Here is a 24844-nt window from a genome sequence, read left to right on the forward strand (position 1 = left end):
ACTGATCGCCAGCCTGGCGAGAATGCTGCGCGAACTGGCTTACTCAAAGGAAAGCCGTCAGGGGCCACACGTCGTTTGCGACCGTTGGCAACAGGGTTGCCTTTAATTGCTGTGACGGATCGAGGCAATGTCGGCCGGCTTGACGTTCGTTTCCTGACCACCCCATGTTGCCCGTGCCCAGTTGGCAAGATCCGCTACCTGCTGGTCCGTCAGCTGGTCCTTGAACGCTGGCATCGGCTGCATGCGTTCGAGACCCGGGAAACGCTGTGCGGGAATGCCATGCAGGACTGTGCGGACGAAATTGCGCGCGTCATTGATGCGCAGTGACGTGTTGGTGGCCAGCGGAACCGCGACATGCGGAATACCTTCGCCCTGGGCGCCATGGCAGCCCGAGCAAAGGTTGAGATAAGTTCCCCGTGCCGACGCTGCAAGCTCGGGAGCCACATTGATCGGCTTGGGCGCTGGTGGCGGCGTGGATTGGTCCGGCACGGCATCGAGGTTGAACAGGTAGGCCGAGAGTGCCTGCATATCGTCGTCGGTCATGTACTGTGTCGAGAAATGGACTACCTCGAACATCTGGTTGGTCATCGCACCTCCGGCGAAAATGCCGGTCTTCATAAAGCTCGCCAGCAAAGGGACGTCAAATCCCATGCGTGTCAGCCCATCCTTCGTGATGTCGGGCGCTAAGACGCCTTCAATGATCGTTCCCTGCAGATACCGCGTCTGCTGCATGCCTTGCATCAGGTTGCGCGGTGTGTGGCACTCGCCGCAATGGGCGAGGGCATCGGCCAGGTATCGGCCTCTGTTCCATAGTGCGGATCGTGCCGGATCATTTGCCGGCACTGCGCCGGGCAGGTTGACAAGATTCCAGAAGGTCAGCGTGCGGCGAATATTGAAGGGAAATGCCAGGTCGTTGCTTTTGTTTTTCACCGGCATGGGTTCGCGCGTCATCAGATAGCTATAGACCGCATCGACGTCTTCCGCTGTCATCTGCCGGTAGGAGGCATAGGGCATTGCCGGATAGAGATGTTTCCCGTCCTTGCCGATACCATCGCGAACAGCACGTTGGAACTCATACCGGGTCCAATTGCCGATACCATTCTCCTTGTCGGACGAAATATTGCTGGAATAGATCGTGCCGAACGGCGTTTGCATCGGCAGCCCGCCGGCCCAGGCAGCCCCGCTTTTTGCCGTGTGGCAGGCATAGCAATCCGTGGCAACCGCGATATAGGCGCCGCGTTGCGCCAATGCTTTCATCTGGTCCGCAGTCAGGGGCTGCTCGATGTCCTTGGCCACGGCGCTTTTCTCGAACAGACCGGCAAAAACGCTGCCCGCAACCAGACCGCCGCACACGATCAGTATCGCCATGATCCAGAGTAGCCTACGCAACGTCATGGACTACTCCCTCAGGTTTTCAAGAGGCCGGGTGTCTTCAGCACCAGGTCGCGCACGGCCTGGTGATAGCGGACGTAACCGGTACAGCGGCAGATATGATTATCAAGCGCTTCAGTGATGGCCTGCTCCAGATCGGCCCTGGCGATCGGCTTTCGTTTCAACTGGTCGATGAAAACGGTTGCACCGGTGACAAAACCCGGCGTGCAGTAACCGCATTGGAACGAAAAATTCTCGATGAAGGCCTGCTGAATTGGCGAGAGTTCGACAATGGCGCCAGAGGCATCGCGCCTGGCATGCCCCTCCACCGTGCGCACCTTTTTGTCCTTGAACCAATGCGCACCCGTGATACAGGTGCGCACCTCATCGAGTGTACCATCATCCCTTTCCACGATCACCGTGCAGGCATGGCAGATGCCTTGCCCGCAGCCCATGCGCGAACCCGTGAGATTGAGATACTCGTAGAGAAAATCCTGCATCATCATGCCCTCGGGCACGTCGACGGGATCGATCGCCTTGTCATTGACGGTCAGCGACAGCTTCTTTGTGGCCAGGGTCATGCCAGCGCTCCCCGTATCTTTTCCGGTGTAATCGGCAAATCGTAGAAGCGCTTGCCGATGGCGTGCGCCACCGCGTTGGCAAGCGCCGGCACCACCGCAATCATCACGACCTCGGCGATACCCTTGGGCGGGTCGGTCTCCGAAAGCGGCGCGAGGATTTCCGCAGTCTGGGTCCAGACTGCCACGTCTTTGGAACGAGGCAGCTCGTAGCGGTTCCAGTTCCAGGTGCCGTCGCCGGGACCGTCCTCGTATAGCGGCAGATACTCCTTCAGCGCATGGCCGATACCCATGGCGATGCCACCCTGGATTTGCCCGGAGACCAGTTCCGGGACGACCTGGGTTCCGCACTCCATGATCGAGTGGTGCGCAAGCAGCGTTACCTCGCCTGTCGCCGTATCGACGCTGATTTCGGCCAGTGTCGCCATCGGCGCATAATAGGTGACGCCGGCATTGTTGCGCTGGGTGGGCGGATAGTGAATCGCTGCCCGGTTGACGAACTGCCAGCCGTCCAGTGTCATGAGCGTTCTGGTTTCGGCGGAGGCGCCATCGCCATATTTCACCGCAAGCGCATCGATTGGAAGCCGCACCCGTCCTGCATTCGGGATGTCGAATTCGGCTTCCGTCCATTGCCAGCGGTTGAAGGTATGGACCGTCACGCCGGTGACGAGACCGAGCCGGTGCGCTTCGGCTGCAACCGCCTCGAAACTGAGCGGCGCCAGTCCGCCCGCGTTCACCTGGCCGTTTTCAAGCCGGATGTCCTCCCGCCGCACGGTGTAGGGGGTCATCGATCCGCCGCCGATGCCGCGCGACCACAGCGACTTGGCTGCCGGCCAAATAGCAAGGTCGACAAGCGCATGCGCCGCCTGCCGCGTGGCATGGCCGAGATAATAGACGCTGTTGGTCGCGCTCATCGGCGAAGTGAAACTTGGCGTCCAGCGCGGGTTTTGGCTGTGCTTGTCTTCGTCTTCCTGAGACATGGTGTATGGCTCTTCGGAGGTTTCGAGCGGCATCTGCGGCCAGCGCACCTTGCCGAACTCCGTCTCGTCGGGGACGCGGCCGAGAATGTCGCCAACCATGATCGCCTGCGACGTGGTCGTGCCGGTTCCGATCTCATGTGCCACATGCGCGAACCTGATCCGGCCCGATGCATCGAACTCAAGCGCTGCGAGTGCCGATTCCGCGCCCGTGCCATAGTCCTTCTGCACGTGACCGTAACCAACGCCGTAGCGCTTGCCGGGATTGGCGGCATCGAACGCGGCCTTCTTCTCGGCGCGCTTTGTCCACAGCGGATGGTCGCGCGCCTTGAGCAGGATTTCCTCGTTGCGCAGCGCGCCCGCGGGGATCGCCCCTTGTGTATTCTTCATTCCGGACTTGAAAACATTCTTCAACCGGAGGTCGATCGCATCCATTTTCAGGATTTCGGCGACCTCATCGACCATCATCTCGGTCGCCGACATCGACTGGAGGGTGCCATAGCCTCGCGTCGAGCCCGCGTCGACAGCGCGCGAGGCAATGGCTGCGGCAGAAAAGTCGCTTTTCGGCAGATAGTAGATCGACTGCGCCGCCGTTGCCCCGACGAAGCCCACTGAAAACGAGAAGTTGGGGCGCCCGCCGCCGTCGTTCTTGAAATGGCCGGTCATGGCGCGGAACTGGCCGGTTTGACGGTCAACGACCAGCGTGTTGTCCATCCAGAACGCGTGCCGCTTCAGTCCCATCTGGAACTGTTCGTAGCGATCATTGGCAAGCCGTACCGGCCGGCCATCGCCGTAGAGGCCCGCCAGAACGCAGAAAAACGGAAAGATGGAATGATCCTTGGTGCCGTAGCCGACGGTATAGCCGACCTTGAGGTCGACCTCCTTGAGATGGAATTTCGATTTGGAGACGAGGCTTGCCGAGACCTCGGCCACTTCATAAGGCGACTGCGTCGCCATCATGATGTGAAGGATACCGGTTGATGCATCGTACCAGACATTGCCGTTGTCCGCCTCCATGGCGGATGCGTCGACCGACTGCGAAAAATATTTGTGTTTGAAGACCAGCAGGTCGTTGCCGGCGTCGCCGATTTCCTTCTCGATCTGCGCAGCGGCAGCCATGCCGCGTGCCATGGCATTGCCGTCGCCCGCTGCCGGCCACGCCGGTTCATCACCGGCAAAACCGCCATAGATCACAGCATCCTTCAGCGATGAGTATCGGTCATCCGCATCAGGCGTGCCGCCGTCGATGCGTACATAACGCGCCGCGCCATAGTGCGCCGGATGGCTGTAAGGCGCCTTGCCGCCATAGCGAACCACCGTATCGTCAAAGCGTATCAGCCGCTTGGCCGCGTCGTAGCGGGCGAAGTCATGATAGACGAGAAGTGCGACCGGCTGCCCCAGCAGCCGGGCGGTTTGCCCTTTTGGCACGAAGAATACGTCACCATAAAAGCCGTCGCCCGGGATGGTGAGGTTGTCGGCAACGAGATCTTCGTGAAGAACGAGGCGGTCGGGTTTCAAGTCGTCGCCGAGAAGGCTTAAATCGATGCCTTCGAATATGCGATCCGCTTTGGTCGCGTGCAGCATGAAGGCGTGCGCCTGCGCCTTCGGCCAGTTTTCAAGATCGCGGGCACGGTAATCGCGGGCGAAGGTCTTTTCGCCTGTGACCTTGGCGATGGCGTCGAGCCGGAATTTCGGCCGACCGTCTGCCTTTAGCCAGTCGGGCCCGGGTGAGGGGGGCGTTTGAATGAGTGCAGCCTGCGCCGGCGCTGAGAGAAAAGACACCTTGATGGCGATGCCTGCCGCGACGCTGCCTTTGATAAAGGTTCTACGCGAAACATTGGGCTTCATGTCTCCCCCTCCTCCAAACAATTGCAGGCAGTGTAGCGCGCAGCCTGACGTATAGATACAGCGGACGCAATTTCGGAGTCAAATAATACATGCAGTTGCTTCTGAAAGGAGGTTGCATGTGTTGCGATGGACTTGCAGCTTTCCCGTATATCAGGGCCGAATAGGATTGTGGTGCCGCGGGCAAACTTCAGATCATTTTGGGACAGCTTTCGGGGCGGTACTCATCCGGCAAAATCGGTCGAGCGAGACCCGCCTGCTTCCTCCGTGCATGGACCGGATTGCAGATTTTCACCTGTGTGAAATCGGCGGAAATTAACCATCTGTTAACCATTCGCCGCCTATACCGCCGGAACGAAAAATTAACTTAGATGAACAAAGTGCTAACAGATTCTCAACCAATACGCCTCAAAGGCCGGTCGTTTCTTGCCCTTGTGCTTTCGCCCGAAGCGCCGATCGATCGTTGGCTGCTCCAACTGGACGACCTTGCATCACGTTCTGCGGGGTTCTTCCTGGGTAAACCGATTGTTCTCGACGTTGAGAACCTGCAAACCGACCGCGCTGGGCTGACGCTGCTGATCGAAGAGCTTGCCAAGCGCGGGGTATCGATCATGGGCATGGAAGGTGCCCGCCCGTCACTGCTTGCTCCCGGTATGCCACCGGCAATGCGGGGCGGGAAATCCGCGACGGATTTCCAGGCTCCCGCAGCAACGACGGCAATCGAACCACGCAGCGGAAACGCCAAGCCTCCTTTAACGTCGGCGAACGCTTCCAGTGGAGCTCAGGTCCGCGTGATGCCGTCGATTATCATCAAGGAGCCTGTGCGATCGGGGCAATCGGTGATTTTTCCGGAGGGCGATGTGACCATCATCGGATCGGTCGCCTCGGGCGCTGAAGTCGTCGCGGGTGGCTCTATCCATGTCTATGGCACGCTGCGAGGCAGAGCTATGGCCGGCTCGGCCGGCAACGCATCGGCGCGCATTTTTTGCCGCAAACTTGAAGCAGAACTGTTGGCCATAGATGGCCTTTACAAGACAGCCGAGGATTTGGAACCTCGGCTTCGCGGGAAAGCTGTACAGCTGTGGCTCGAGGGAGACACCATACTGGCAGAGGCATTTGGTTGAATCAGGGCTCGAGGAAGGTAGGAAAAAATATGGGAAAAGTGGTGGTAGTTACCTCGGGCAAAGGAGGCGTTGGTAAAACAACGTCAACCGCCGCACTTGGCGCGGCACTTGCTCAGCGCAATGAGAGGACGGTTGTCATCGATTTCGACGTGGGATTACGGAACCTCGATCTTGTTATGGGTGCAGAACGCCGTGTCGTCTTCGATCTGGTCAACGTCATCCAGGGCGACGCGAAATTGCCCCAGGCGCTCATTCGCGACAAGCGGCTCGATACACTCTTCCTGCTGCCTGCATCCCAAACCCGCGACAAGGACAATCTCACGGCTGAGGGTGTGGAAAAGGTCATCGAAGATTTGAAGAAATCCTTTGACTGGATCATTTGCGACAGCCCGGCAGGCATTGAACGCGGGGCGACGCTGGCGATGCGCCACGCCGACATTGCAGTCGTCGTCACGAACCCGGAAGTCTCCTCGGTTCGGGATTCAGACCGGATTATTGGCCTTCTCGACTCAAAGACGCTCAAGGCCGAACGCGGTGAGAGAATGGAAAAACATCTCCTTTTAACCCGCTATGATGCAAACCGGGCGGAACGCGGCGATATGTTGAAGGTGGAAGACGTTCTCGAAATTCTATCCATTCCGCTGCTTGGCATCATTCCCGAAAGCCAGGACGTCCTGCGCGCATCCAACATCGGTTCGCCGGTAACCCTGGCTGACAAGGATAGCGCACCGGCTTTGGCCTATATGGATGCCGCACGGCGCCTCGCCGGCGAAACGATCCCTGTCACCATTCCCAGTGAAAAGCGCGGTCTGTTGGGCAAAATATTCCGACGGAGGGCAGCATGAGCATTTTCCGTTTCTTCAATAAGCAAGCTTCGGCACCCAAGGCACGCGAGCGTCTGCAGATTCTGCTTGCCCATGAACGTGCATCGCACGGGCATTCCGACCTGGTCATTCTGTTAAGGGAAGAAATCCTGGCAGTCGTCACGCGGCACATACAAATCGATCGGGAAAAAGTTCGCGTGACAATGAACAGTGATGATCAGGTTTCGATGCTGGAGGTCGACATCGAGATTCCATTGAAAGCCGGAGTTCGGGCTGCTTGATGGATACATGAGAAGGGGTCGGGGCAAACGCCAAACCAGTGGATGAAGGAGACGAGTATGAACCGGTTTGCACTTCTTGAACGGCTGAAGGAGCTCCAGGGAATGCCAAAGTTCCAAAAGCGCGATATTTGCACGGTCAGTGCGTTTCTGCCAATCGATGCGCTAGCCAAACACGTGGCTCTTTGCGAACAGGCTGTTGGGATCGATCCTAAGCCTGGCAAAGCGCACGCTGCATCTTGATCGCAGCTTCGAAGGTTCTGTACAGATAGGCTGAGGGATCAACTCCGGGCATGGGCCGGCTCCGGTTCCTTGTGTTCCTCAGCCGCGCCTCATCGCTCCGTTTGGGGCGATGATCCGATCGCTGGCCTGTGCCCTTTTCCAGCAGGCTGTGCGCATCATCTGAACAGTGCGGATTCCAAGCCGCAACGTGACATTTTCATTTCTCATGATCTCATATTCAAATTGCAACAACTTTTGCGGGCGTTGCGAATAAAATGGCAGGCGCCGTCTTGACTCCATAGGTCATTGGCTATGAACTGCATTGTCTGACGTCTTACATAAGCATTGAAATGCAGGGGACCGACGTCGCATTCAGGAGGATGGCATGGGTTATATATTCAAGAGTTTGGCGGCCGGGATATTGGCACTTTCGTTCGCACCGGCAGCGCAAGCGGGAACAACGCTTGAGCGGGTAATGCAGAAAAAGGCCATGGTTGTTGCAACCAACAGCAGTTGGCCGCCGCAAAGTTATCTCGATGACAACAACGAAATGGTCGGTTTCGATATCGACATGTCCAAGGAGATCGGCAAGCGACTTGGCGTCGAAGTCTCCTTCCAGACCCCGGACTGGGCTACTCTGACGGGCGGTCGCTGGCAAGGGCGGTATGACGTGGGCGTCGGTTCCGTAACGCCGACAAAAGCCCGTGCGCAGGTTATCGATTTCGCATCGGTGTATTACTACAGCCCCTATGTCTACGTCGTCCATAAGGACAGCAAAGCCAAATCGAGCGCGGATTTGAACGGCAAGACCATCGGTGTCGAGACGGCAACGACGTCAGAAGATTTTATCCGTCGTCAGCTTGAGATCGATGCTCCGGGCCTGCCACCAGTCGAGTATAAAGTCGAACCAGGTGAAGTTCGTACCTTTGCCGATTCAATGCTGCCATTTGACGATCTTCGCCTTGGCGACGGGGTCCGTCTGGATGCGGTCATCGCCCCGGAGCAGACAGCACAGAACGCAATCAAGAACGGATATCCCGTCCGAATTCTTGATGGCGGCTATGCCTTCCGTGAACCGCTTGTCGTGATCGCCGAAAAAGGTGATCCCGAGTGGACCGCCAAGATCGGTGAAATCATCGGGGCCATGCGATCGGATGGCACGCTCACGGCGTTGACCACCAAATGGTACGGCAAGGACTATAGCACCAACTGACAAGGAAGAGCGCGGGCGCCGACGATTGTGGCAATACCCGCGCTCCATCCTCCTGGTATTCGATCCTTCAAACGCATTCCCCCCGCGAGCAAGCAATGAGTTACATTGATACGTTCTATCGACGGACAATTGCCGAAGACAGACGATTTCCGCTTCTGTCGGGCACTGTCGAGTGCGACACCTGCGTTATTGGCGGTGGTCTCGCCGGAATTACCACTGCTCTTCAGTTGGCACGGGCCGGCCAGACGGTCGTTGTGCTGGAGGCCGAGCGTATCGGCTGGGGAGCGTCCGGGCGAAACGGCGGCTTCGTCGGTTCGGGTTTTGCCAATGACGGCGATGCCATAGCCCGCATGGTTGGGCCTGAAAGCGCGCACAAGCTTCATGCCCTGTCCATTGAAGGCATGCGCTTTGTACGCGACACGATCAACGATCTGAACATTGCGTCGGCAGACCCTATCCACGGGATCATGTCTGTCTTGCGATATGACGATGGGGAGGCTCTGAAGGCCCGCGCTGCAGTCCTTCAACGGGATTTCGGCTATGGCGTGGACTATCTGAGCCGTGATGAAGTGCAGGCCAAACTCCGGTCCAAGCGCTATTTCCAGGCATTGCGCGATCCGCAAGCCTTTCACATGCATCCGTTGAATTATTTGCGCGGCGTTGCCGCGGAGATTGAGCGGTTGGGCGGAAAGATCTTCGAAGCGAGCCCCGCGATTGCCAACGACTTTTCCCAACCTGAAAAGATTGTTCACACCGACACGGGAAAGGTCAAGGCGCGTTGCATCGTGGTGACGACGGGCGGCTACACCACCGGTTTTCTGCCAAAACTGAAGCGAAGCTTTCTGCCGATCGCGACCTACGTGATGCTTTCCGAAGAAGCTCCCGAACTGATCCGGCAGGCCGTCGATACGACGCACGCCGTGGGTGACAACCGCAGGGCAGGGGACTATTACCGGGTCGTCGAGGGGGGCAAACGCCTGCTATGGGGCGGCCGGATTACCACAAGGGCAGCGTCACCGGCTGCGCTTGCCGCCGAGCTGCGGCGGGAAATGGTAAGCACATATCCTCAACTTGCCGATCTTAAGATCGAAACATCCTGGTCCGGATTGATGTCCTATGCCAGGCACCTCATGCCGCAGATCGGGCAACTGCAGACGAACGTCTGGTATTGCACCGCATTTGGTGGACATGGTTTGAACACGACCGCCATTGGCGGCAAGCTCGTGGCCGAGGCCATCCTGGGACAATCCGACCGATACAATTTGTTCAAGCCGTTCGGCCTTGTCTGGGCTGGAGGCTTGGCCGGGCTGACGGTGGCACAACTCACTTACTGGAAACTACAGGCTCAGGATTGGTGGCGAGAACGATCGTCCGTCTGACTATGGGGATCAAAATGATTGCAACTCTCGTTCTTTCCTACCCAAAGACAACACGACGCATCGCAGCCGTCATCGCTGTCGTGTTTGTTGCGGCCATGCTCTACTGGATGGGCGTGGGCGGAAACTGGATTACGACCCTGTTTCCTTCATTGGCGCCGGGAATTGCAGCCTCGCCCGAGATAACACGCGCCTTAGCGGCGATCTGCTTCGCCTTGCTGATTGCAGTTAACTGGAAGCTCCTGGGGCTTCTGCCCAGGACGTACCAGATCGGCGCCGTATGGGCGGAACTGTTCGGCCTGCTGTTGCTGTTCTTCTATTCATTCGATCTCAGTTTCACATTCATTGCAAAGAAGATTGGCTTCCTCATAACGCAAGGCGTCGTCACGACCCTTTATATATCGGTGATCTCAATTTTCATTGCCACGGTCATTGCGCTGATTGGCGCAATCGCCAAGCTCTCCAAGAACGGTGTCATCTACGGACTTGCGAGTTTCTACACATCGCTGTTCCGCGGTCTGCCGCTGCTCATGCAGATTTACATCATCTATCTGGGCTTGCCGCAGGTGGGCTATGTGATCGGTGCGATCCCGGCCGGCATTCTTGCGCTGTCGCTTTGTTATGGCGCCTATATGACCGAGATTTTCCGGGCCGGCATTGAAAGCATACCGCGCGGCCAGAGTGAGGGCGCAACAGCGCTCGGTCTGCGGCCCAATCATACGATGTTTCTGGTTGTCCTCCCGCAGGCCATGCGCGTCATCATTCCGCCGACCGGCAATCAATTCATCGCCATGCTCAAGGATTCCTCGTTGGTATCGGTCGTGGGCGTCTGGGAGATCATGTATCTGGCGCGCACGATGGGCCAGAAAGAATTCAGGCACATCGAAATGCTCATCACGGCATCAATGATCTACTGGCTCCTGTCCATCGGCCTCGAGATTGTGCAGGCCCGCATTGAAGAGCGGTTCGGCCGGTCGTTGAAACGCTAATGCTCGCTCCAAGGGAAACGCCATGACAACATCCGCCGCTTCATCGGTCGAAATTGAACTGAACAGCGTCCATAAGTGGTTTGGGAGCTTCCATGCATTGGACGACATCAACCTTGTGATCGCTCCCAGGGAAAAGGTGGTGATCTGCGGACCGTCCGGTTCAGGTAAATCCACCCTGATACGCTGTATCAACCGGCTCGAGGCCCATCAGGAAGGTAAGATCGTCGTGGGCGGGATTGAGTTGACCGCTGATGAAGACCGGATCGATGAAGTGCGGCGGGAAGTCGGCATGGTGTTCCAGCATTTCAATCTGTTTCCTCACCTGACCATATTGCAGAACTGCATTTTGGCGCCCATGTGGGTGCGGAAAACGCCAAAGAAAAAAGCCGTCGAGATCGCCATGCATTATCTTGAGCGTGTGCGCATCCCCGAGCAGGCCAACAAATATCCGATCCAGCTTTCCGGCGGCCAGCAGCAACGCGTCGCCATCGCCCGCGCTCTTTGCATGAATCCGAAGATCATGCTGTTTGACGAGCCGACATCGGCGCTTGATCCGGAGATGGTCAAGGAAGTGCTCGACACGATGGTGTCTCTGGCCAAAGAGGGGATGACCATGATTTGCGTCACCCACGAGATGGGCTTTGCAAAACAGGTTGCCGATCGCGTCATTTTCATGGATCGCGGCAAGATCGTCGAGGAAGGCAAGCCGAATGACTTTTTCGACAATCCGCAGAATGAGCGCAGCCGGCATTTCTTGAGCCAAATACTGCATTGACCGGTATCGGCAAATGCGTCGGCGACCGGACGCTGCTATCGCAGCGTTACCTGCGCGCCAGACTGAATGAAAAATGACTGCCCTTGTGGTAGTCCAGGGCATAGACCACCGGCGTTCCCGCTGCATTGAAACAGGTTTCAGTGATCAGCAGCGCGGGGCCAAAATTGCGCAGATCATTTCGATCCACGACATCCTGCGGTAGCATCACGGCGGAAACGGACGCGGCCGACATGCGAGGCCTTTGCTTGTACTGGTCCAGCAAGGCCAATAGTGAGCCGCTCCAGTCGATGTCATAAAGGCGGGCGGTTATGATGCTGCGCGGCACGTAATCCACGCAATACATTATCGGATCGTCATGCTCCAACCGCAATCGTTCGAGCCGGATCACGCGCGCGCCTTCGTCGAGGTTCAGTTGCTTTGCCAGGGCCGGATCCGGCGCTTCTTCGGAGATGGACAAGACCTTGTTGACGGTGTTGTAGCCGTAGTGTCCGGTCATTTCCGTCACACTTTCGAAGACCGTTATGGGACGGTCGATCTGGATGGCGGAAATTGCCGAGACAAATCGGCCGCGCCCGTGTTCGACGTAGATCAATCCGTCCTGTTCCAGCAGTTTCAACGCTTCCCTCAATGCCGGCCGGGATATTTTGAAACGCGCCGTCAGTTGCGCTTCCGTCGGGAGTTTATCGCCGGGCCGGAGGGCCTGCTCGCGAATGAGGTCTGCAATTCTTTCGCGAAGTTGAATGACCAATGTTCGCATATCGCGAAGGGGCTCGTCCACGGATCACCTCGTCAGCAAGTGGTTTTGATCCTCCTTGTCTGACAAATATGATCCGGTCAAGAAGGCTTTTGCTGAACTTATCATTTAAATCGCTCTCTTTCATATGGGCATTATTGACAACGATGTCAGTTGTCTTACAACTAAGAATGTATCTCCGATTGAGAACAATCCACACTTCTCTGCCAGAAAGACCAACATGCTGAATTTTGATGAACAGCGATATCTTCGCATCCAAACCGGCGCGCTCGCGCTGGAAAACCGCCTTGATCAGGTCATAGGAAGCTGTTTGGCTCGCGGAGCTGAAAACATATTTTTCCTCGGCACCGGCGGCGCGGCAATCCTCATGCAGCCCGCCGTGCAATTGCTGCAGCGGCAGTCGCGTTTTCCCGCCTTTATCGAATCGACGGCAGAGCTGCTGGTGACCGGTTCGCGCAATCTCACCGCGAAATCGATCGTCGTGATGCCCTCGCTATCCGGCACGACCAAAGAGAGCGTGGCACTGCTTGAGAAAATAAAAACGCTGGGGGCAACGGTAATCACCCTTGTCGGACATGAGCAGACACCTCTTGGAAAGGGTGGCGATCACGTGTTCGTTAATTTCGCAGAAGACGATACGTCCTGCGAATCTTTCTATCTGCAATCCCTGATTATTGCTCTGTCCGTTATGAAACACCGCGGTGAGATTGCCAATTATGACCAGCTGATTGGTGAACTCACACAGTTGCCGGGGCTTCTTCTCGACGTGAAGCGTTCCTTCGAAGATCAGGCAAATGGGCTGGCCATGCGGTTGGCGAATTCCAATTATCACATCATAACCGGGGCCGGGAATGTGTGGCCGGCGGCCTTTTACTACGGCATGTGTATTCTGGAGGAGATGCAGTGGATACGCGCGCGTCCGGTGCATGCGTCGGATTTCTTTCACGGAACGCTGGAACTCGTCGAAAAGAATGTCAGCCTGTTCCTGCTAAAGGGGGAAGATGCTTGCCGCCCCTTGGCCGACCGTGTGGAGAGCTTCGCACGAAACTATACCGACCAGGTGTCGGTCATCGATACGGCGGCATTTGATCTGCCCGGTATTTCCTCCGAACTGCGCGGGCTTGTCTCGCCCATTCTGCTGGCAGCTGTTTTAGAGAGGATCAGCGCCCATTTGGAAGTGATACGGAACCATCCGCTGACCACCCGCCGTTACTATAAGCGGGTGGCTTACTAGAGAGGATCATGGTCCAAGCCATCCTTCGATTTGAAGAAAGGTTCAAGCACGTTGAAGACACCACTGCGCATTGCTGCCGTTGGCGATAATTGCATCGACTACTTTCAGGCGCCTCCGGCATATTCGGTCGTTGGTGGAAATGCAGTCAATGTTGCGGTTCAACTCGCGCGGCTGGGATGCCAGTCGTTCTACTTCGGTGCCGTTGGTGAGGATGCTGCCGGGAAGCGCACGGTCGCGCTCCTGGTAGAAAATGGCGTGGAGGTTCAATACATCCAGAGTAAAGTCGGCAGAACGGCGTCGACACAAATTTCGATAACTTCTTCAGGCGATCGGATAATAGTCGACGAAGATTTTGGCACCTGCTCTGGATATGCCCCACCGGCTCGCGATCTGGCCGTTCTCGAAACAATGGATCACGTGCATATCGGTTGGCTCGACGACGGGGGAACGCTGCGTCGTCACCTCACGGAGCGGGGTGTCAGCGTATCGCAGGATCTCGGCGTGAATAATGATCCAGCACACCTAGAACCCCATGGGCTGACAATCGCCTTCGGGTCGGCGGGGGAGAACGCCGCACGTGCAACACAATTGCTGACAACCTATCTCGCCGCAGGTGCTCTCAACGCCGTTGTCACATGCGGCAGTGCCGGTGCAATCGCTCACGGTGGCGACGGTGAAATTCGAGTAGGCAGCAGGAAGACAGAGGTGGTGGATACGACCGGCGCGGGCGACAGCTTCATTGCCGGCTTTCTCGTGGCTTTCCTGCATCAGAAAGATTTCCACAGCTGTCTGGTTGCGGGACGTGATTGTGCAGCCGTCACCTGCTCGCATTTGGGCGGGTTTCTGCAGCCACTGATAGCGACGGATCTGTAAAGAGCGAAAGAATCTGGAAAGCGAGACTATTTTCCCAAAATGGAGGCCGCAGGAAAAGCGGTCTCGTCTGTAACCTCCACGGCGGTTTTCAATCGCACTTTCAACGGACAGCCACCTTGCTGTTGCGTATATTGGGCCCCGCCGCAGACTGGCGTCCCGGGCATTCTGGCGACAAATATAACACTGCCGGGCGGCGCCCTTATTGGACGCTCAACCCTTCCACCAAGCCTCGAGCTGCAAACGGCTGCGGTAAAGAGATTTCAGCATCCGGCTTCGGCGCCGCAGCTTGCTTGAACATGCTCAATGCAAAAAAATGTCACGGCGTGGAATAAACCGACGTTTGGCGTGTCTCACCATCAGAACACACAATCCGATCGGAGTATGAAAGACATGTCCCATCGATATCTCAATGGTCAACGAGCACTTCTTCTCGCCGGAACACTTGCTGTCGCTTGGTCCGCCATTGCTGCGGCGCGCGATCCTTCCAACGACGTGATATGCATGAGCGACGCGACGAAATCTGCAGTGCAGAACGAAACGCCATTTCTGACGCAGAATGATGCGGCCATGACAAAAATGATGGCGGACATGGAGGTCAAGCCAACCGGTGATGTTGATCGCGACTTTGTTGCGATGATGGTGCCGCATCATCAGGGCGCGATTGATATGGCACTGGCGGTTCTGCGCTATGGCAACAACGAGAACATAAAGCGTCTCGCCCAGGAAATCATCGTCACGCAGCAACAGGAAATTGCAGCGATGCGCCTGGCGATCGGCGAACCCCTGCCTCCATCCAAACCATCTCCGACCCAAACCTCGTTCATACCTGATTTGGATACCCACTCGCCGTCAACGCAAGCAATGTCCATGTCACCAGCCATGAACATGAAATAGGGAGTTTGAAATGAGATTGAAGCTTTTTACAATAACATTGCTGATTGGCACCGCAGTCGCAGGGTTGGTTCCTGCTTTGGCCGGGCAGGTACCCGGATTGGCCTCGGCACCCGACGTTCCGGTCAGTCATCGTGATCGCGTCTACGCTGCCGAACAGTTCTCCAATACAGTATCGGTTACCGATCCCTTCGATAACAAGTTGTTGGGCGTGATCCGGCTCGGAGATCCACAACCCGGCAATCTCAGTCCGCTCTATCGCGGCCAGGTGCTTGTGCACGGCATGGGTTTCTCCCCCGATCACAAAACGCTTGCGGTTGTCTCGATCGGCACCAATTCCGTTACGTTTATCGACACGGCCACCAACGCGATCAAACACGTCACCTACCTCGGGCGGGCCCCGCATGAGGCATTTTTCACACTCGACGGCAAGGAAGTCTGGGTCACGGTTCGGGGTGAAGATTACATCGCTGTTCTGGATGGACATACATTTGCAGAAAAGACGCGGATCAAGGTTCCCGCAGGACCGGGCATGCAAATCTTCTCACCTGACAACAAATACGGCTATGTCTGTTCGTCGTTCAATCCGGAAACCGTTGTCATCTCCATTGCCGATCACAAGATCGTCGGCCATGTGAAGCAGGAAAGTCCATTCTGCCCTGATCTTGCAGCAACGCCCGATGGCAAGCAGGTCTGGTTCACCCTGAAAGACGTGGGCAGGACACAGGTGTTTGACGCCAAGCCCCCCTTCAAACTCCTCAAAACGCTGGATACGGGGCCGATCACCAATCACGTGAATATCGTCCGCAATGCCAATGGCATGTTTGCCTATGTGACTGTTGGCGGATTGAACCAGATCAAGGTTTTCCGCACCGACACGTTTGAGCAAGTGGCTGCGATCCCGGTCGGTAAGCTCCCGCATGGCCTGTGGCCCTCTGGCGATGGCACGCGCATTTACGTTGGTCTGGAAAATGCCGATGCATTGGCGGCCATCGACACGCTCACCAATACTGTGACTGCAACCATTCCCATCGGACAGGCACCGCAGGCCTTGGCCTATGTTCCCAATGCCGTCCCGCAAGGGGACGGGATGCAGAACTTGCAACCTCTCGGTGTTGCTGGCCAAGCGGCCCACTTGACCCTCGGTTCGGTGACACCAGCTGTGTCTGTGGACGCGAAGCCGACCAGTGTGACCCTCTTCGATCAGGGGCTTACACAGGTCCTGCAAGCCGCAGTGACGGGCCTGGAGCCAAAGCAGCCTTATGTGCTGGCCTTGGCTTCTCAGGCGGATGGCGGTGGCATGCTCGAGCCGCTGGCGGCGTTCATGACCAACCCCGCAGGTTCGGCAATCGTCAATGCGGTTGGCCCCATTCGTCAATTGGCGCAGAGTGGACAGGATGTCCCGAACCGTTATCTGGTGGTTGCGTCCGGCACAGCCGCCAAAATCGGTACGCCCGTGCAGGTGCAGACCAAATGATAACGCGCTGCCCGCCTTCGGTTTGCCGCCGGACAGCGGAATGCGGGCAGCGGTTGCAGATCAGGACGGGACATCAGAATCTTATTGGCACACCGGCTACCGCCAAAGACGCAAGACAATGTCTTGAACCAGAAGGGGTTCGGTCATGACAGATATGGTCGTTTTGATTGAGCCCCTCATTCCGGCCTTGCGGCGATATGCGCGCAGCTTGATGGGGGATCGATCGGCTGCCGATGACCTGCTGCAGGATTGTCTGGAGCGGGCCGTCAGTCATTGGCATCAGCGGCGTGAGGATGGCAACGCCAGAACATGGATGTTTACGATCCTGCACAATCTGGCGATGAACAACTTGAGAAAAACCGCACGGCGTGGGGTGCATCTGGACATTGATGATGTATCTGACCCGGCTCTCTCCGGACGGCCCGCGCAGGAGGATGGCTTACACCAGCAGGACGTTTTGCGTGCCTTGAAGACCTTGCCCGAAGAACAGAGAAGCGTCATTCTTCTCGTTTCGGTTGAAGATCTGTCCTATGCGGAGACCGCGAAGATTCTCGGGGTTCCCATCGGCACGGTCATGTCGCGACTGGCGCGCGGCCGTGAACGGTTACGGCAGATTCTCGAGGGTGATGTGAGCAACAAAATTGAAAACGGTCCTCATTTGAGGAGGGTAAAATGAACAAGCGCCCGATTACGGAAGACGATCTGCATGCCTATGTCGACCAGGCTCTCAGCACGGCCAGGCGGGATGAGGTAGCCGGATATCTTGAGCAGCACCCTGACGAAGCAAAAAGGATCGCAAGTTACCGAAGGCAGAGGGATGAACTGCGGTCCGCGCTCGCACCAATCAGCGAAGAACCGGTACCTCCGGAGCTCAATCTGGTCCGTATGCTTGATGGTGCGCGCCGTCCCGGATTCCCGGTTTGGCGCTCGGCGGCCGCCGCTGTTGTATTGCTTGCTGTTGGCATAACCGGCGGCTGGTCGCTTCACGATATGGGTCAACCGGCCGCTGGCGGGATCATGGCGCTCGCTGACGAGGCAACATACAGCTATCAGGTGTATGCTGGCGATAAAGGGCGGCCAGTCGAAATCAGGGCATCCGATCAGGTTAGCCTGGTCAAATGGGTTTCGGACAGTTTGGGCCACACTATATCCGTGCCTGACCTGACGGGCTCAGGCTACCGGTTCATGGGGGGGCGGGTTGTCGCAACAGCGCACGGCCCTGCAGGCATGCTCATGTACGACGATGACCGTGGCACCCGGCTGGTGATGCTGACACGGGCGATGACAGCCGATAAAAACGCGCCCATGTCGTCACAATCGACCGGTTCCGTGCAAAGGGTCAGCTGGTCCAAGGAGGGCATCGGCTACAGCCTGGTCGGGCCTCTTTCCACCCAGGCCCTCAATCCGATTGCCCATGAAATGCGCCGGCAAATCGAAACAAATGTGTAGACGGAGTGTGAGTAAAAGCATGCTGTTGCGACGGGGACTGGTCGCTCCAGCGCTTCACATCATCATCACGGGCCGTGCGAATCCACGCCATAACCCTCGACAGTTCACCCGAGTGGTTTTGCGAGGCTCGTAAAGGCCCTGCATTGCAGCGCCAAAGCGATTGCAATTGCCGAGTAAATAATTTCTACTTATCGGGGAAATATTGGGAGTTTGTTCTACGAACTTACTGCCGTGGATTGCTAGCATGCGAAATGAACAACGAAACCAGTAGGATATTCAAAGTCCTACGTCAGCTCGCAGGGTAAATCATGACTTTCAGAAACGTGGCCTCCATAGGGCTGGGGGTAATATTGGCATTGGCTGCCGCAACGCCGGGCTTTGCTCAGGTTGTGAAGATCGGCAGCAAGAACTTTACCGAACAGTTCGTGGTGGCCGAAATCTATGCGCAAGCCCTGGAGAAGGCTGGCGTGAAGGTCGAGCGGCGCACCAATCTTGGCGCAACGTTGATTGCTCATTCGGCGCTGCTGAACGGCGAAATCGATCTCTACCCCGAGTATACGGGTACGGCCCTTGCCGCCGTGGTGAAGGGCGATCTCTCGGGTTCGGCCGAAAAGATCTATGGGGAAGTCAAGGATTACTACGAGAAAAACCTGCAGCTGACCCTGCTCCAGCCGACCAATATCAACAATGGCTACGCCATCATCACGCTTCCGGAAACCGCTGACAAGTACAAGCTCAAGACGCTGACGGATCTTGGTCCCGTGTCGAAGGATCTGAGTTTCGGTGCGGAAGGCGGGTTTGGCGAACGCAAGGACGGTTTGCCCGGTCTCAAGCAGACCTACGGTATCGTCTTCAAGGACTTTCGTATTTTTGCCAAGCTCGGTATCCGCTACAGCGCTTTGACCAGCAAGAATATCGATGTTTCCTATGGCTTTGCCACCGACTGGCAGATCGCGGACAACAAGCTTGTTGTTCTGGCCGACGACAAGAACCTGTTTCCGCCCTATTACCTCGTGCCCGTCGTTCGCCAGGATACCCTGGCCAAAAACCCCAAGATCGCTGAAGTCCTGAACAAGATCAGTCCACTCTTGAACAATGAGAACATGCGCGAACTGAATGCCGCCGTCGAGCGTGACAAGAAGGAACCGAAGGAAGTGGCGGAAGCCTTTCTGAAGGAAAAGGGCATCTGAGACCGTCCTGACGCCTGCGGCCAAACGGCCACGTGGACATCCCGGAAACAGCGGAGATAGGATTGTCTCCGCTGTTTCAATTCTAAGCGATATGGAACGACGCATTTGAACTGGGCTCCCAAAAACATTCCGGAAATTCTTGCCGCAACCTGGCAGCACCTTGTGTTGTCGGTTTCATCTGTTTTGATCGGGCTCGTCATCGCGCTGATCCTCGGGATCATCTGCGCTCGGCGTCCCCGGTTCTATGCCGTCGTCCTGACGATCACCGGCATCATCTTCGTCATCCCCAGCCTTGCTCTGTTCGCGCTGCTCATCCCCTGGCTTGGCCTTGGCACCAAACCGGCGCTGGTCGGCCTGTCCTCCTATTGCCTGCTCATTCTTCTGCGCAATGTGGTAACCGGTCTGCGCGGCGTCCCCGCCGACGTGCTCGATGCGGCCGACGGCATGGGCTACAGCGCCTGGCAGCGGCTGGTGCGCATCGAACTGCCCCTGGCCCTGCCGCTCATCGTGTCCGGTATCCGCATCGCGCTGGTGACCGTCATCGGCATCGCCACCGTCGCGGCCTTCATCGACGGCGGCGGGCTCGGAACAATCATCCTCATGGGCATCGACCAGAGCTATACGGAGAAAATCCTTGTCGGCGGTATCCTGACGGCGCTGATGGCGACGTTCTTTGACCTCATTCTGAGCCAGGCTGAAAAAGCCCTGGTTCGTTGGCGTTGAGGGGTGGCCATGCTGATCACCGCCTCCAACTGGATCGTCAACAACCAGCCTGAATTCCTGCGGGCGCTCGGCCAGCATCTGGTCATGTCCGGCGTGTCGCTGGTGTTTGCGCTGGCTATCGGCTTGCCGCTTGCCGTTCTCATCATCAATCGCGGCGGACTGGCCTTTGCGGTCATCAATTCCATCAATGCGCTGCGCACGATCCCGAGCCTTGCCATTCTCGCCATCATGATGCCGCTGCTCGGTATCGGCCTGTGGCCTTCCATTGTCGCGCTGACCGTGCTCGCGCTGCCGCCCATCCTGCTCAATGCCTTTATCGGTCTGCGCGACGTCGATCCCGATGCGGTGGAAGCTGCAATCGGCATGGGCATGAGCCGCGGACAGGTGCTGCGCAAGATTCGCATTCCGCTGGCTGCGCCCGCCATGTTCGCCGGCGCACGCACCGCCGCCGTGCAGGTGCTTGCCGGTGCAACGCTCGCTCCCTTCATCGGCGGCGGCGGCCTTGGCGATTTTATCGCTGTCGGCATCAGCATGATGGACATGTCACGGCTTCTGGTTGGCGCGGTTCCCATCGCCATTCTGGCGCTGGCAACGGAATTCATTCTCGGCCGGGCCGAAAAAATCTTCTTCGCAGAAAGAACATCCGCATGATCAACATGGACCACGTCACCAAACGCTATGGGGAAGGCAGCGTTGCTTCGGTGGACGATCTCAGCCTGATCGTGCCCGAGGGTTCGACAGTTGCGCTGATCGGGCCGTCGGGCTGCGGCAAGACCACGACCATGCGCATGATCAACCGGCTGATCGATCCGACCGAAGGCAAGATCATTGTCAACGGCGAAGACGTTACCAAGGTTGATCCTGTGATCCTGCGTCGCCATATCGGTTATGTGATCCAGCAGGTAGGTCTGTTTCCGCATATGACCATCGCCCAGAACATTGCCGCCGTACCCAAGCTTCTTGGCTGGGATGAGGCGCGGATCCGGAACCGGATCGACGAGCTTCTGCACCTCGTTGGTCTTGACCCGGCGGAAATGCTCAAGCGCTATCCCCGGCAGCTCTCAGGCGGCCAGCGGCAGCGCATCGGCGTCGCGCGTGCGCTTGCGGCCGACCCGCCCGTGCTGCTGATGGATGAGCCGTTCGGTGCCATCGATCCGATTGCCCGAACCCGCCTGCAGGATGAGTTCCGCCAGATATTGCAGAGGGTACGCAAGACTGTGGTGCTGGTGACCCATGATCTCGACGAAGCCATCCGTCTGGGTGACCGCATCGCCATCATGAAGAGCGGCAGGATCGTCCAGTATGATACGCCCGATGCGATCCTTTCCCACCCCGCTGACGCATTTGTCGAAAACTTCGTCGGCATAGACCGGGCGATCAAGCGCCTGAGCCTGTTTACTGTCAGCGATGCCATGACGGCGGACAAGCCGCGGGATGGAGCTCACCCCGTCGCTGCCACCAGCAACCTGCGCGATGCGCTGGCGCTGATGGTCGCTGCAAACAGCGATGTTCTTGCTGTGGTGGATGGCGCCGGAGCCGTCACCGGCCGGTTGACGCGCGATGCGATTTTTTCGGTCTGATCGCCTCCCGTCCGATCAGGCCTGCCGATAGAAACTCACCTTTGGAGAGTGCTTATGTCCATCAGCTATCGTTCCCGGGAAGTGCCCGCCGTTTTGATTGAACCGACCTATCGCCGTATCCGCCTGAAGCTGGGTGAAGAGGTGATCGCCGACAGCACGCAGGCCATCGTCATCTATGAAAATGGCGGTCACCCCGTGTACTACCTGCCGAAGTCGGACTTCCGCGCTGATCTTCTCCAGCCGTCGGAAAAGACCGGGGCATCGCCGGTGCTCGGGGCAAGGCGCTACTGGTCGTTTAAGGGCGCTGAGGGTAGCGGTTGGAGCTATGAAAATGTGCCGCAGGACGTGCCCGAACTGGCGGATTATGTGACGGTGGCCTGGAGCGCCGTGCGCTGGTTTGAGGAAGATGAGGAAATCTTCGGCCATCCACGCAATGTTCACTGGCGGGTCGATACGATCGACAGCAAGCGCCGTGTGGAGGTCTTTGTCGACGGCACGCTGGTTGCCCGCACGAACCGTGCGGTTTTCCTGTTCGAGACCAGCCTGATCCCGCGCTATTACTTTCCCGTGGAAGACCTGATTGCCGGCACGCTGGCGAATAGCGCGCTGCACACCTATTGCCCCTATAAGGGCAGGGCGTCCTACTATCATTTCGATCTCGATGGAAAGCGTCACGAGAACATCGTCTGGTATTATCCGGAGCCGCTCCACGAAAGCGGGCGGATTAAGGGATTGATCTCGTTCTACAATGAAAAGGTCGATGAAATCCGCGTCAGCGCCGGGGATGCGGAATGATGCATATCGGCCTGTCACTGACACCGTTCGGCCATCATCCGACCGCCTGGCGCGCAAAAAGCGGCCAGCTGGACGCGCTCGATTTCAGTCACATGGCGGCGCAGGTGAATAAGGCGGAAGCAGGCGGGCTGGATTTCGTCCTGCTGGCGGATAGCTTCGGTCAGCGGCCTCATGATGATCTTTCGCCGCTCGCCATGCCGTTCGAGCCAACCATGCTGGTGTCGGCGCTGGCGACGGCTACGCGCAGGATCGGGTTGATTGCCGCCGCCGCAACGTATCAGCACGAACCGTATAATCTCGCCCGGCGTTTCGCGTCCCTCGATCTGATCGGCGGTGGGCGTACCGCCTGGAACGTGATCGGCTCCGGTGATCCCGATCGTGATCGGGAATATCTTGCCGTGGTGTCGGGGCTTTGGGATAGCTGGGAGGATGACGCCTTTGTCTATGACAAGGCTCGGGGACGGTTTTTCGAACCGGACAAGATGCATGTCCTCAACCACAAGGGCGCGCATTTCACCGTGCGCGGCCCGCTCAATGTCAATCCGTCACCGCAGGGCAGGCCGGTCATCAGCCATGCCCTGACCCCGGACACGCTCGATATTGCCGCGCTGGCGGATGTGGTTTTCCTGCCGGAGACAACACCGGATACATTGAAGGCGCTTGCCGCCGGTCTGCTTGAACGCCTCGTGGCGCGTGGACGACAGCGTGAGGATATCAGGCTTTTTGCGAACATCGTTCCGTCCATTGGAACCGCTTCCTACATTGCCGATAAGATGCAGGAGCAGGCGAAAGCAGCCGGCCTCGATGGATTTGTCCTTCTGCCGCCTAGTGCGCCCGAAGGTGTTGCCAGCTTTGTCGATGAGGTTGTTCCGGAACTTCGGCGGCGCGGTGTGTTCCGCAATGCTTATGACGCCACGACCCTGCGCGGCCATCTCGGTCTTGCGCATCCTGCTCGTCTGGAGCGTGCATCATGAGTGGGGACCAGATGAAACTCGGTGCCTTTCTCATGGCGGGCGGGCATCATATCGCCGCCTGGCGCCATCCCGATGCCCTTGCCAATGCCGGGGCCGATATCGGCCACTTCATCCAGCTGGCGCAGACGGCCGAACGGGCAAAATTCGACATGGTCTTCATCGAAGACGCTGCGGCCATTCGCGAGCGCAACCCGGAGATTGCCAGTCAGGCGGCGCGCTCGACCAGTTTCGAGCCGCTCAGTCTGCTGGCGGCGCTGGCGGTCAATACCTCCCATATCGGTCTCGTCGCCACGGCTTCCACCACTTATAACGAACCTTATGGTCTGGCCCGGACATTCGCGGCGCTCGATCAGCTCAGCGGCGGCCGTGCCGGGTGGAATCTGGTAACGTCAGCCAGTGATCTTGAAGCGGAGAATTTCGTCTCGAGCGGCTTGCGGCCGCATGCCCAGCGGTATGAACGGGCAGAGGAGTTTGCCGAAGCTGCTACCGCCGTCTGGGACAGCGTGGATGAGGGCGCCTATGTCCTCGATGCGGAGCAGGGCGTCTATGCCGACCCGGAAAAACTTCACGCGGTCGATCATCGTGGCACGCACTTCACTGTCACGGGCGTACTGGACAGCCGGAGATCGCCGCAGGGCAGGCCGCTGATGGTGCAGGCCGGGGCGTCTGATGTCGGCAAGGACCTTGCCGCCCGCACTGCCGACGTGGTGTTTTCCGCAGCCCAGACCATGGGCGAAGCGCAGGCCTTCTATGCCGACGTGAAAGCCCGGCTGGCGAAATTCGGCCGACAGGCAGACGATCTCAAGATCATGCCCGGGGTTTCGCCCATCGTCGGCGAGACGGCAAGCGAAGCGCGGGCAAAATACGATGCGCTGCAGGAGCTGATCCCCGATCAGGTCGGTGTGGCGCTGCTGGCGAGCTATCTCAGCCTCAAGGACCTGTCGGCCTATCCGCTCGACGAACCTCTGCCGGATATGCCGCAAACCGACGGCATTCAGAGCCGGCAGCAGCTCATCATCGATCTCGGCCGGCGGGAAAATCTGTCCATCCGGCAGCTGGCACGGCATTTCGCCGGCGCGCGCGGCCATTGGCAATTGATCGGCACGCCCGTGCAGATTGCCGACGCGCTGGAAGAGCGGTTTCGCGGCAAGGCGGCGGACGGGTTCAATGTCATGCCGCCGCTCTTTCCCACGGGGCTCGACGATTTTGTGAGACTGGTCGTGCCGGAATTGCAGCGCCGGGGCCTCTTTCGCACGGAATATGAAGGGCGCACGCTGCGGGAAAATCTGGGCGTCAAGACACCGGCCCGTTCGTCATGAGCAAAGAGAACAG

25 protein-coding genes are annotated in these 24844 nt (G+C 57.8%); 21 read left to right on the forward strand and 4 right to left on the reverse strand.

What is annotated here, in order from left to right; all coding sequences use genetic code 11:
- Positions 1-102 precede the first annotated feature (102 nt).
- The 3 genes from ACZ5FP_RS18895 to ACZ5FP_RS18905 are packed head-to-tail and all read right to left on the reverse strand — an operon-like array spanning position 103 to position 4774.
- Entirely contained in the window at positions 103-1395 is a 1293-nt protein-coding gene (locus tag ACZ5FP_RS18895; protein WP_464663584.1) for a c-type cytochrome, read from the reverse strand.
- 11 nt (positions 1396-1406) lie between these two features.
- Positions 1407-1952 (reverse strand): (2Fe-2S)-binding protein, encoded by a 546-nt coding sequence (locus ACZ5FP_RS18900; protein ID WP_463012558.1) that lies wholly within the window; start codon positions 1950-1952, stop codon positions 1407-1409.
- A complete protein-coding gene (locus tag ACZ5FP_RS18905; RefSeq protein ID WP_464663586.1) occupies positions 1949-4774 on the reverse strand; it encodes a xanthine dehydrogenase family protein molybdopterin-binding subunit in 2826 nt (941 codons plus the stop codon). Before ACZ5FP_RS18905 ends, ACZ5FP_RS18900 begins: the two co-directional genes overlap by 4 nt.
- Before the next feature lie 368 nt (positions 4775-5142).
- On the opposite strand from ACZ5FP_RS18905, the gene minC reads away from it, so the two are divergent.
- From minC to ACZ5FP_RS18945, 8 genes are all read left to right on the forward strand, one after another.
- Positions 5143-5895, forward strand: coding sequence for a septum site-determining protein MinC (gene minC, locus ACZ5FP_RS18910; protein ID WP_464663588.1), 753 nt, complete (start codon positions 5143-5145; stop codon positions 5893-5895).
- A 29-nt stretch (positions 5896-5924) separates the two neighbouring features.
- Positions 5925-6740 carry a septum site-determining protein MinD gene (gene minD, locus ACZ5FP_RS18915; protein WP_223614465.1) on the forward strand — a complete coding sequence of 272 codons (816 nt, stop codon included), beginning with the start codon at positions 5925-5927 and terminating at the stop codon, positions 6738-6740.
- On the forward strand, positions 6737-7000 hold the full coding sequence (gene minE, locus ACZ5FP_RS18920) for a cell division topological specificity factor MinE (protein ID WP_464663590.1): 264 nt from the start codon (positions 6737-6739) through the stop codon (positions 6998-7000). The genes minD and minE overlap by 4 nt, the downstream gene beginning before the upstream one ends.
- A 57-nt stretch (positions 7001-7057) precedes the next feature.
- Positions 7058-7240, forward strand: coding sequence for a hypothetical protein (locus tag ACZ5FP_RS18925; protein ID WP_223614463.1), 183 nt, complete (start codon positions 7058-7060; stop codon positions 7238-7240).
- Between the two features lie 364 nt (positions 7241-7604).
- Positions 7605-8432 (forward strand): transporter substrate-binding domain-containing protein, encoded by an 828-nt coding sequence (locus tag ACZ5FP_RS18930; protein ID WP_464663592.1) that lies wholly within the window; start codon positions 7605-7607, stop codon positions 8430-8432.
- Positions 8433-8527: 95 nt separating this feature from the next.
- The gene (locus ACZ5FP_RS18935; protein WP_464663593.1) at positions 8528-9811 is read left to right on the forward strand and encodes an NAD(P)/FAD-dependent oxidoreductase; all 1284 of its coding nucleotides are present in this window, start codon (positions 8528-8530) and stop codon (positions 9809-9811) included.
- Between the two features lie 14 nt (positions 9812-9825).
- The gene (locus tag ACZ5FP_RS18940; protein ID WP_464663594.1) at positions 9826-10797 is read left to right on the forward strand and encodes an amino acid ABC transporter permease; all 972 of its coding nucleotides are present in this window, start codon (positions 9826-9828) and stop codon (positions 10795-10797) included.
- 22 nt (positions 10798-10819) lie between these two features.
- Positions 10820-11572, forward strand: a complete 753-nt coding sequence (locus ACZ5FP_RS18945; RefSeq protein ID WP_464663596.1) for an amino acid ABC transporter ATP-binding protein — start codon at positions 10820-10822, stop codon at positions 11570-11572.
- Between the two features lie 46 nt (positions 11573-11618).
- Here ACZ5FP_RS18945 and ACZ5FP_RS18950 read toward each other — a convergent pair whose 3' ends face one another.
- Positions 11619-12350 (reverse strand): GntR family transcriptional regulator, encoded by a 732-nt coding sequence (locus ACZ5FP_RS18950; RefSeq protein WP_464663598.1) that lies wholly within the window; start codon positions 12348-12350, stop codon positions 11619-11621.
- A gap of 196 nt (positions 12351-12546) precedes the next feature.
- On the opposite strand from ACZ5FP_RS18950, the gene ACZ5FP_RS18955 reads away from it, so the two are divergent.
- The 13 genes from ACZ5FP_RS18955 to ACZ5FP_RS19015 all read left to right on the forward strand — a co-directional run bounded on the left by ACZ5FP_RS18955 (position 12547) and on the right by ACZ5FP_RS19015 (position 24831).
- Positions 12547-13560 carry an SIS domain-containing protein gene (locus tag ACZ5FP_RS18955; RefSeq protein ID WP_464663600.1) on the forward strand — a complete coding sequence of 338 codons (1014 nt, stop codon included), beginning with the start codon at positions 12547-12549 and terminating at the stop codon, positions 13558-13560.
- Between the two features lie 51 nt (positions 13561-13611).
- Positions 13612-14433 carry a PfkB family carbohydrate kinase gene (locus ACZ5FP_RS18960; RefSeq protein WP_464663602.1) on the forward strand — a complete coding sequence of 274 codons (822 nt, stop codon included), beginning with the start codon at positions 13612-13614 and terminating at the stop codon, positions 14431-14433.
- Between the two features lie 381 nt (positions 14434-14814).
- Positions 14815-15327, forward strand: a complete 513-nt coding sequence (locus ACZ5FP_RS18965; protein ID WP_464664007.1) for a DUF305 domain-containing protein — start codon at positions 14815-14817, stop codon at positions 15325-15327.
- A 10-nt stretch (positions 15328-15337) separates the two neighbouring features.
- On the forward strand, positions 15338-16801 hold the full coding sequence (locus ACZ5FP_RS18970) for a YncE family protein (RefSeq protein ID WP_464663604.1): 1464 nt from the start codon (positions 15338-15340) through the stop codon (positions 16799-16801).
- A gap of 145 nt (positions 16802-16946) precedes the next feature.
- A complete protein-coding gene (locus tag ACZ5FP_RS18975) occupies positions 16947-17477 on the forward strand; it encodes an RNA polymerase sigma factor (RefSeq protein ID WP_464663605.1) in 531 nt (176 codons plus the stop codon).
- Positions 17474-18250, forward strand: coding sequence for an anti-sigma factor family protein (locus tag ACZ5FP_RS18980; RefSeq protein ID WP_464663606.1), 777 nt, complete (start codon positions 17474-17476; stop codon positions 18248-18250). Before ACZ5FP_RS18975 ends, ACZ5FP_RS18980 begins: the two co-directional genes overlap by 4 nt.
- Before the next feature lie 308 nt (positions 18251-18558).
- Positions 18559-19440 carry a glycine betaine ABC transporter substrate-binding protein gene (locus ACZ5FP_RS18985; protein WP_464663608.1) on the forward strand — a complete coding sequence of 294 codons (882 nt, stop codon included), beginning with the start codon at positions 18559-18561 and terminating at the stop codon, positions 19438-19440.
- Between the two features lie 105 nt (positions 19441-19545).
- The gene (locus tag ACZ5FP_RS18990) at positions 19546-20163 is read left to right on the forward strand and encodes an ABC transporter permease (protein WP_464663610.1); all 618 of its coding nucleotides are present in this window, start codon (positions 19546-19548) and stop codon (positions 20161-20163) included.
- Between the two features lie 9 nt (positions 20164-20172).
- Positions 20173-20814, forward strand: a complete 642-nt coding sequence (locus ACZ5FP_RS18995; protein WP_464663612.1) for an ABC transporter permease — start codon at positions 20173-20175, stop codon at positions 20812-20814.
- Complete coding sequence (locus ACZ5FP_RS19000; RefSeq protein ID WP_464663614.1) at positions 20811-21743, forward strand: ABC transporter ATP-binding protein; 933 nt, start codon at positions 20811-20813, stop codon at positions 21741-21743. The genes ACZ5FP_RS18995 and ACZ5FP_RS19000 overlap by 4 nt, the downstream gene beginning before the upstream one ends.
- Before the next feature lie 54 nt (positions 21744-21797).
- Positions 21798-22538: a DUF427 domain-containing protein gene (locus ACZ5FP_RS19005; RefSeq protein ID WP_464663615.1), complete on the forward strand. Its 741-nt coding sequence runs from the start codon at positions 21798-21800 to the stop codon at positions 22536-22538.
- Complete coding sequence (locus ACZ5FP_RS19010; RefSeq protein ID WP_464663617.1) at positions 22535-23512, forward strand: LLM class flavin-dependent oxidoreductase; 978 nt, start codon at positions 22535-22537, stop codon at positions 23510-23512. The genes ACZ5FP_RS19005 and ACZ5FP_RS19010 overlap by 4 nt, the downstream gene beginning before the upstream one ends.
- Positions 23509-24831 (forward strand): LLM class flavin-dependent oxidoreductase, encoded by a 1323-nt coding sequence (locus tag ACZ5FP_RS19015; protein ID WP_464663619.1) that lies wholly within the window; start codon positions 23509-23511, stop codon positions 24829-24831. Before ACZ5FP_RS19010 ends, ACZ5FP_RS19015 begins: the two co-directional genes overlap by 4 nt.
- Positions 24832-24844: the final 13 nt, after the last annotated feature.

It is taken from the genome of Phyllobacterium sp. T2-21, assembly GCF_055378485.1.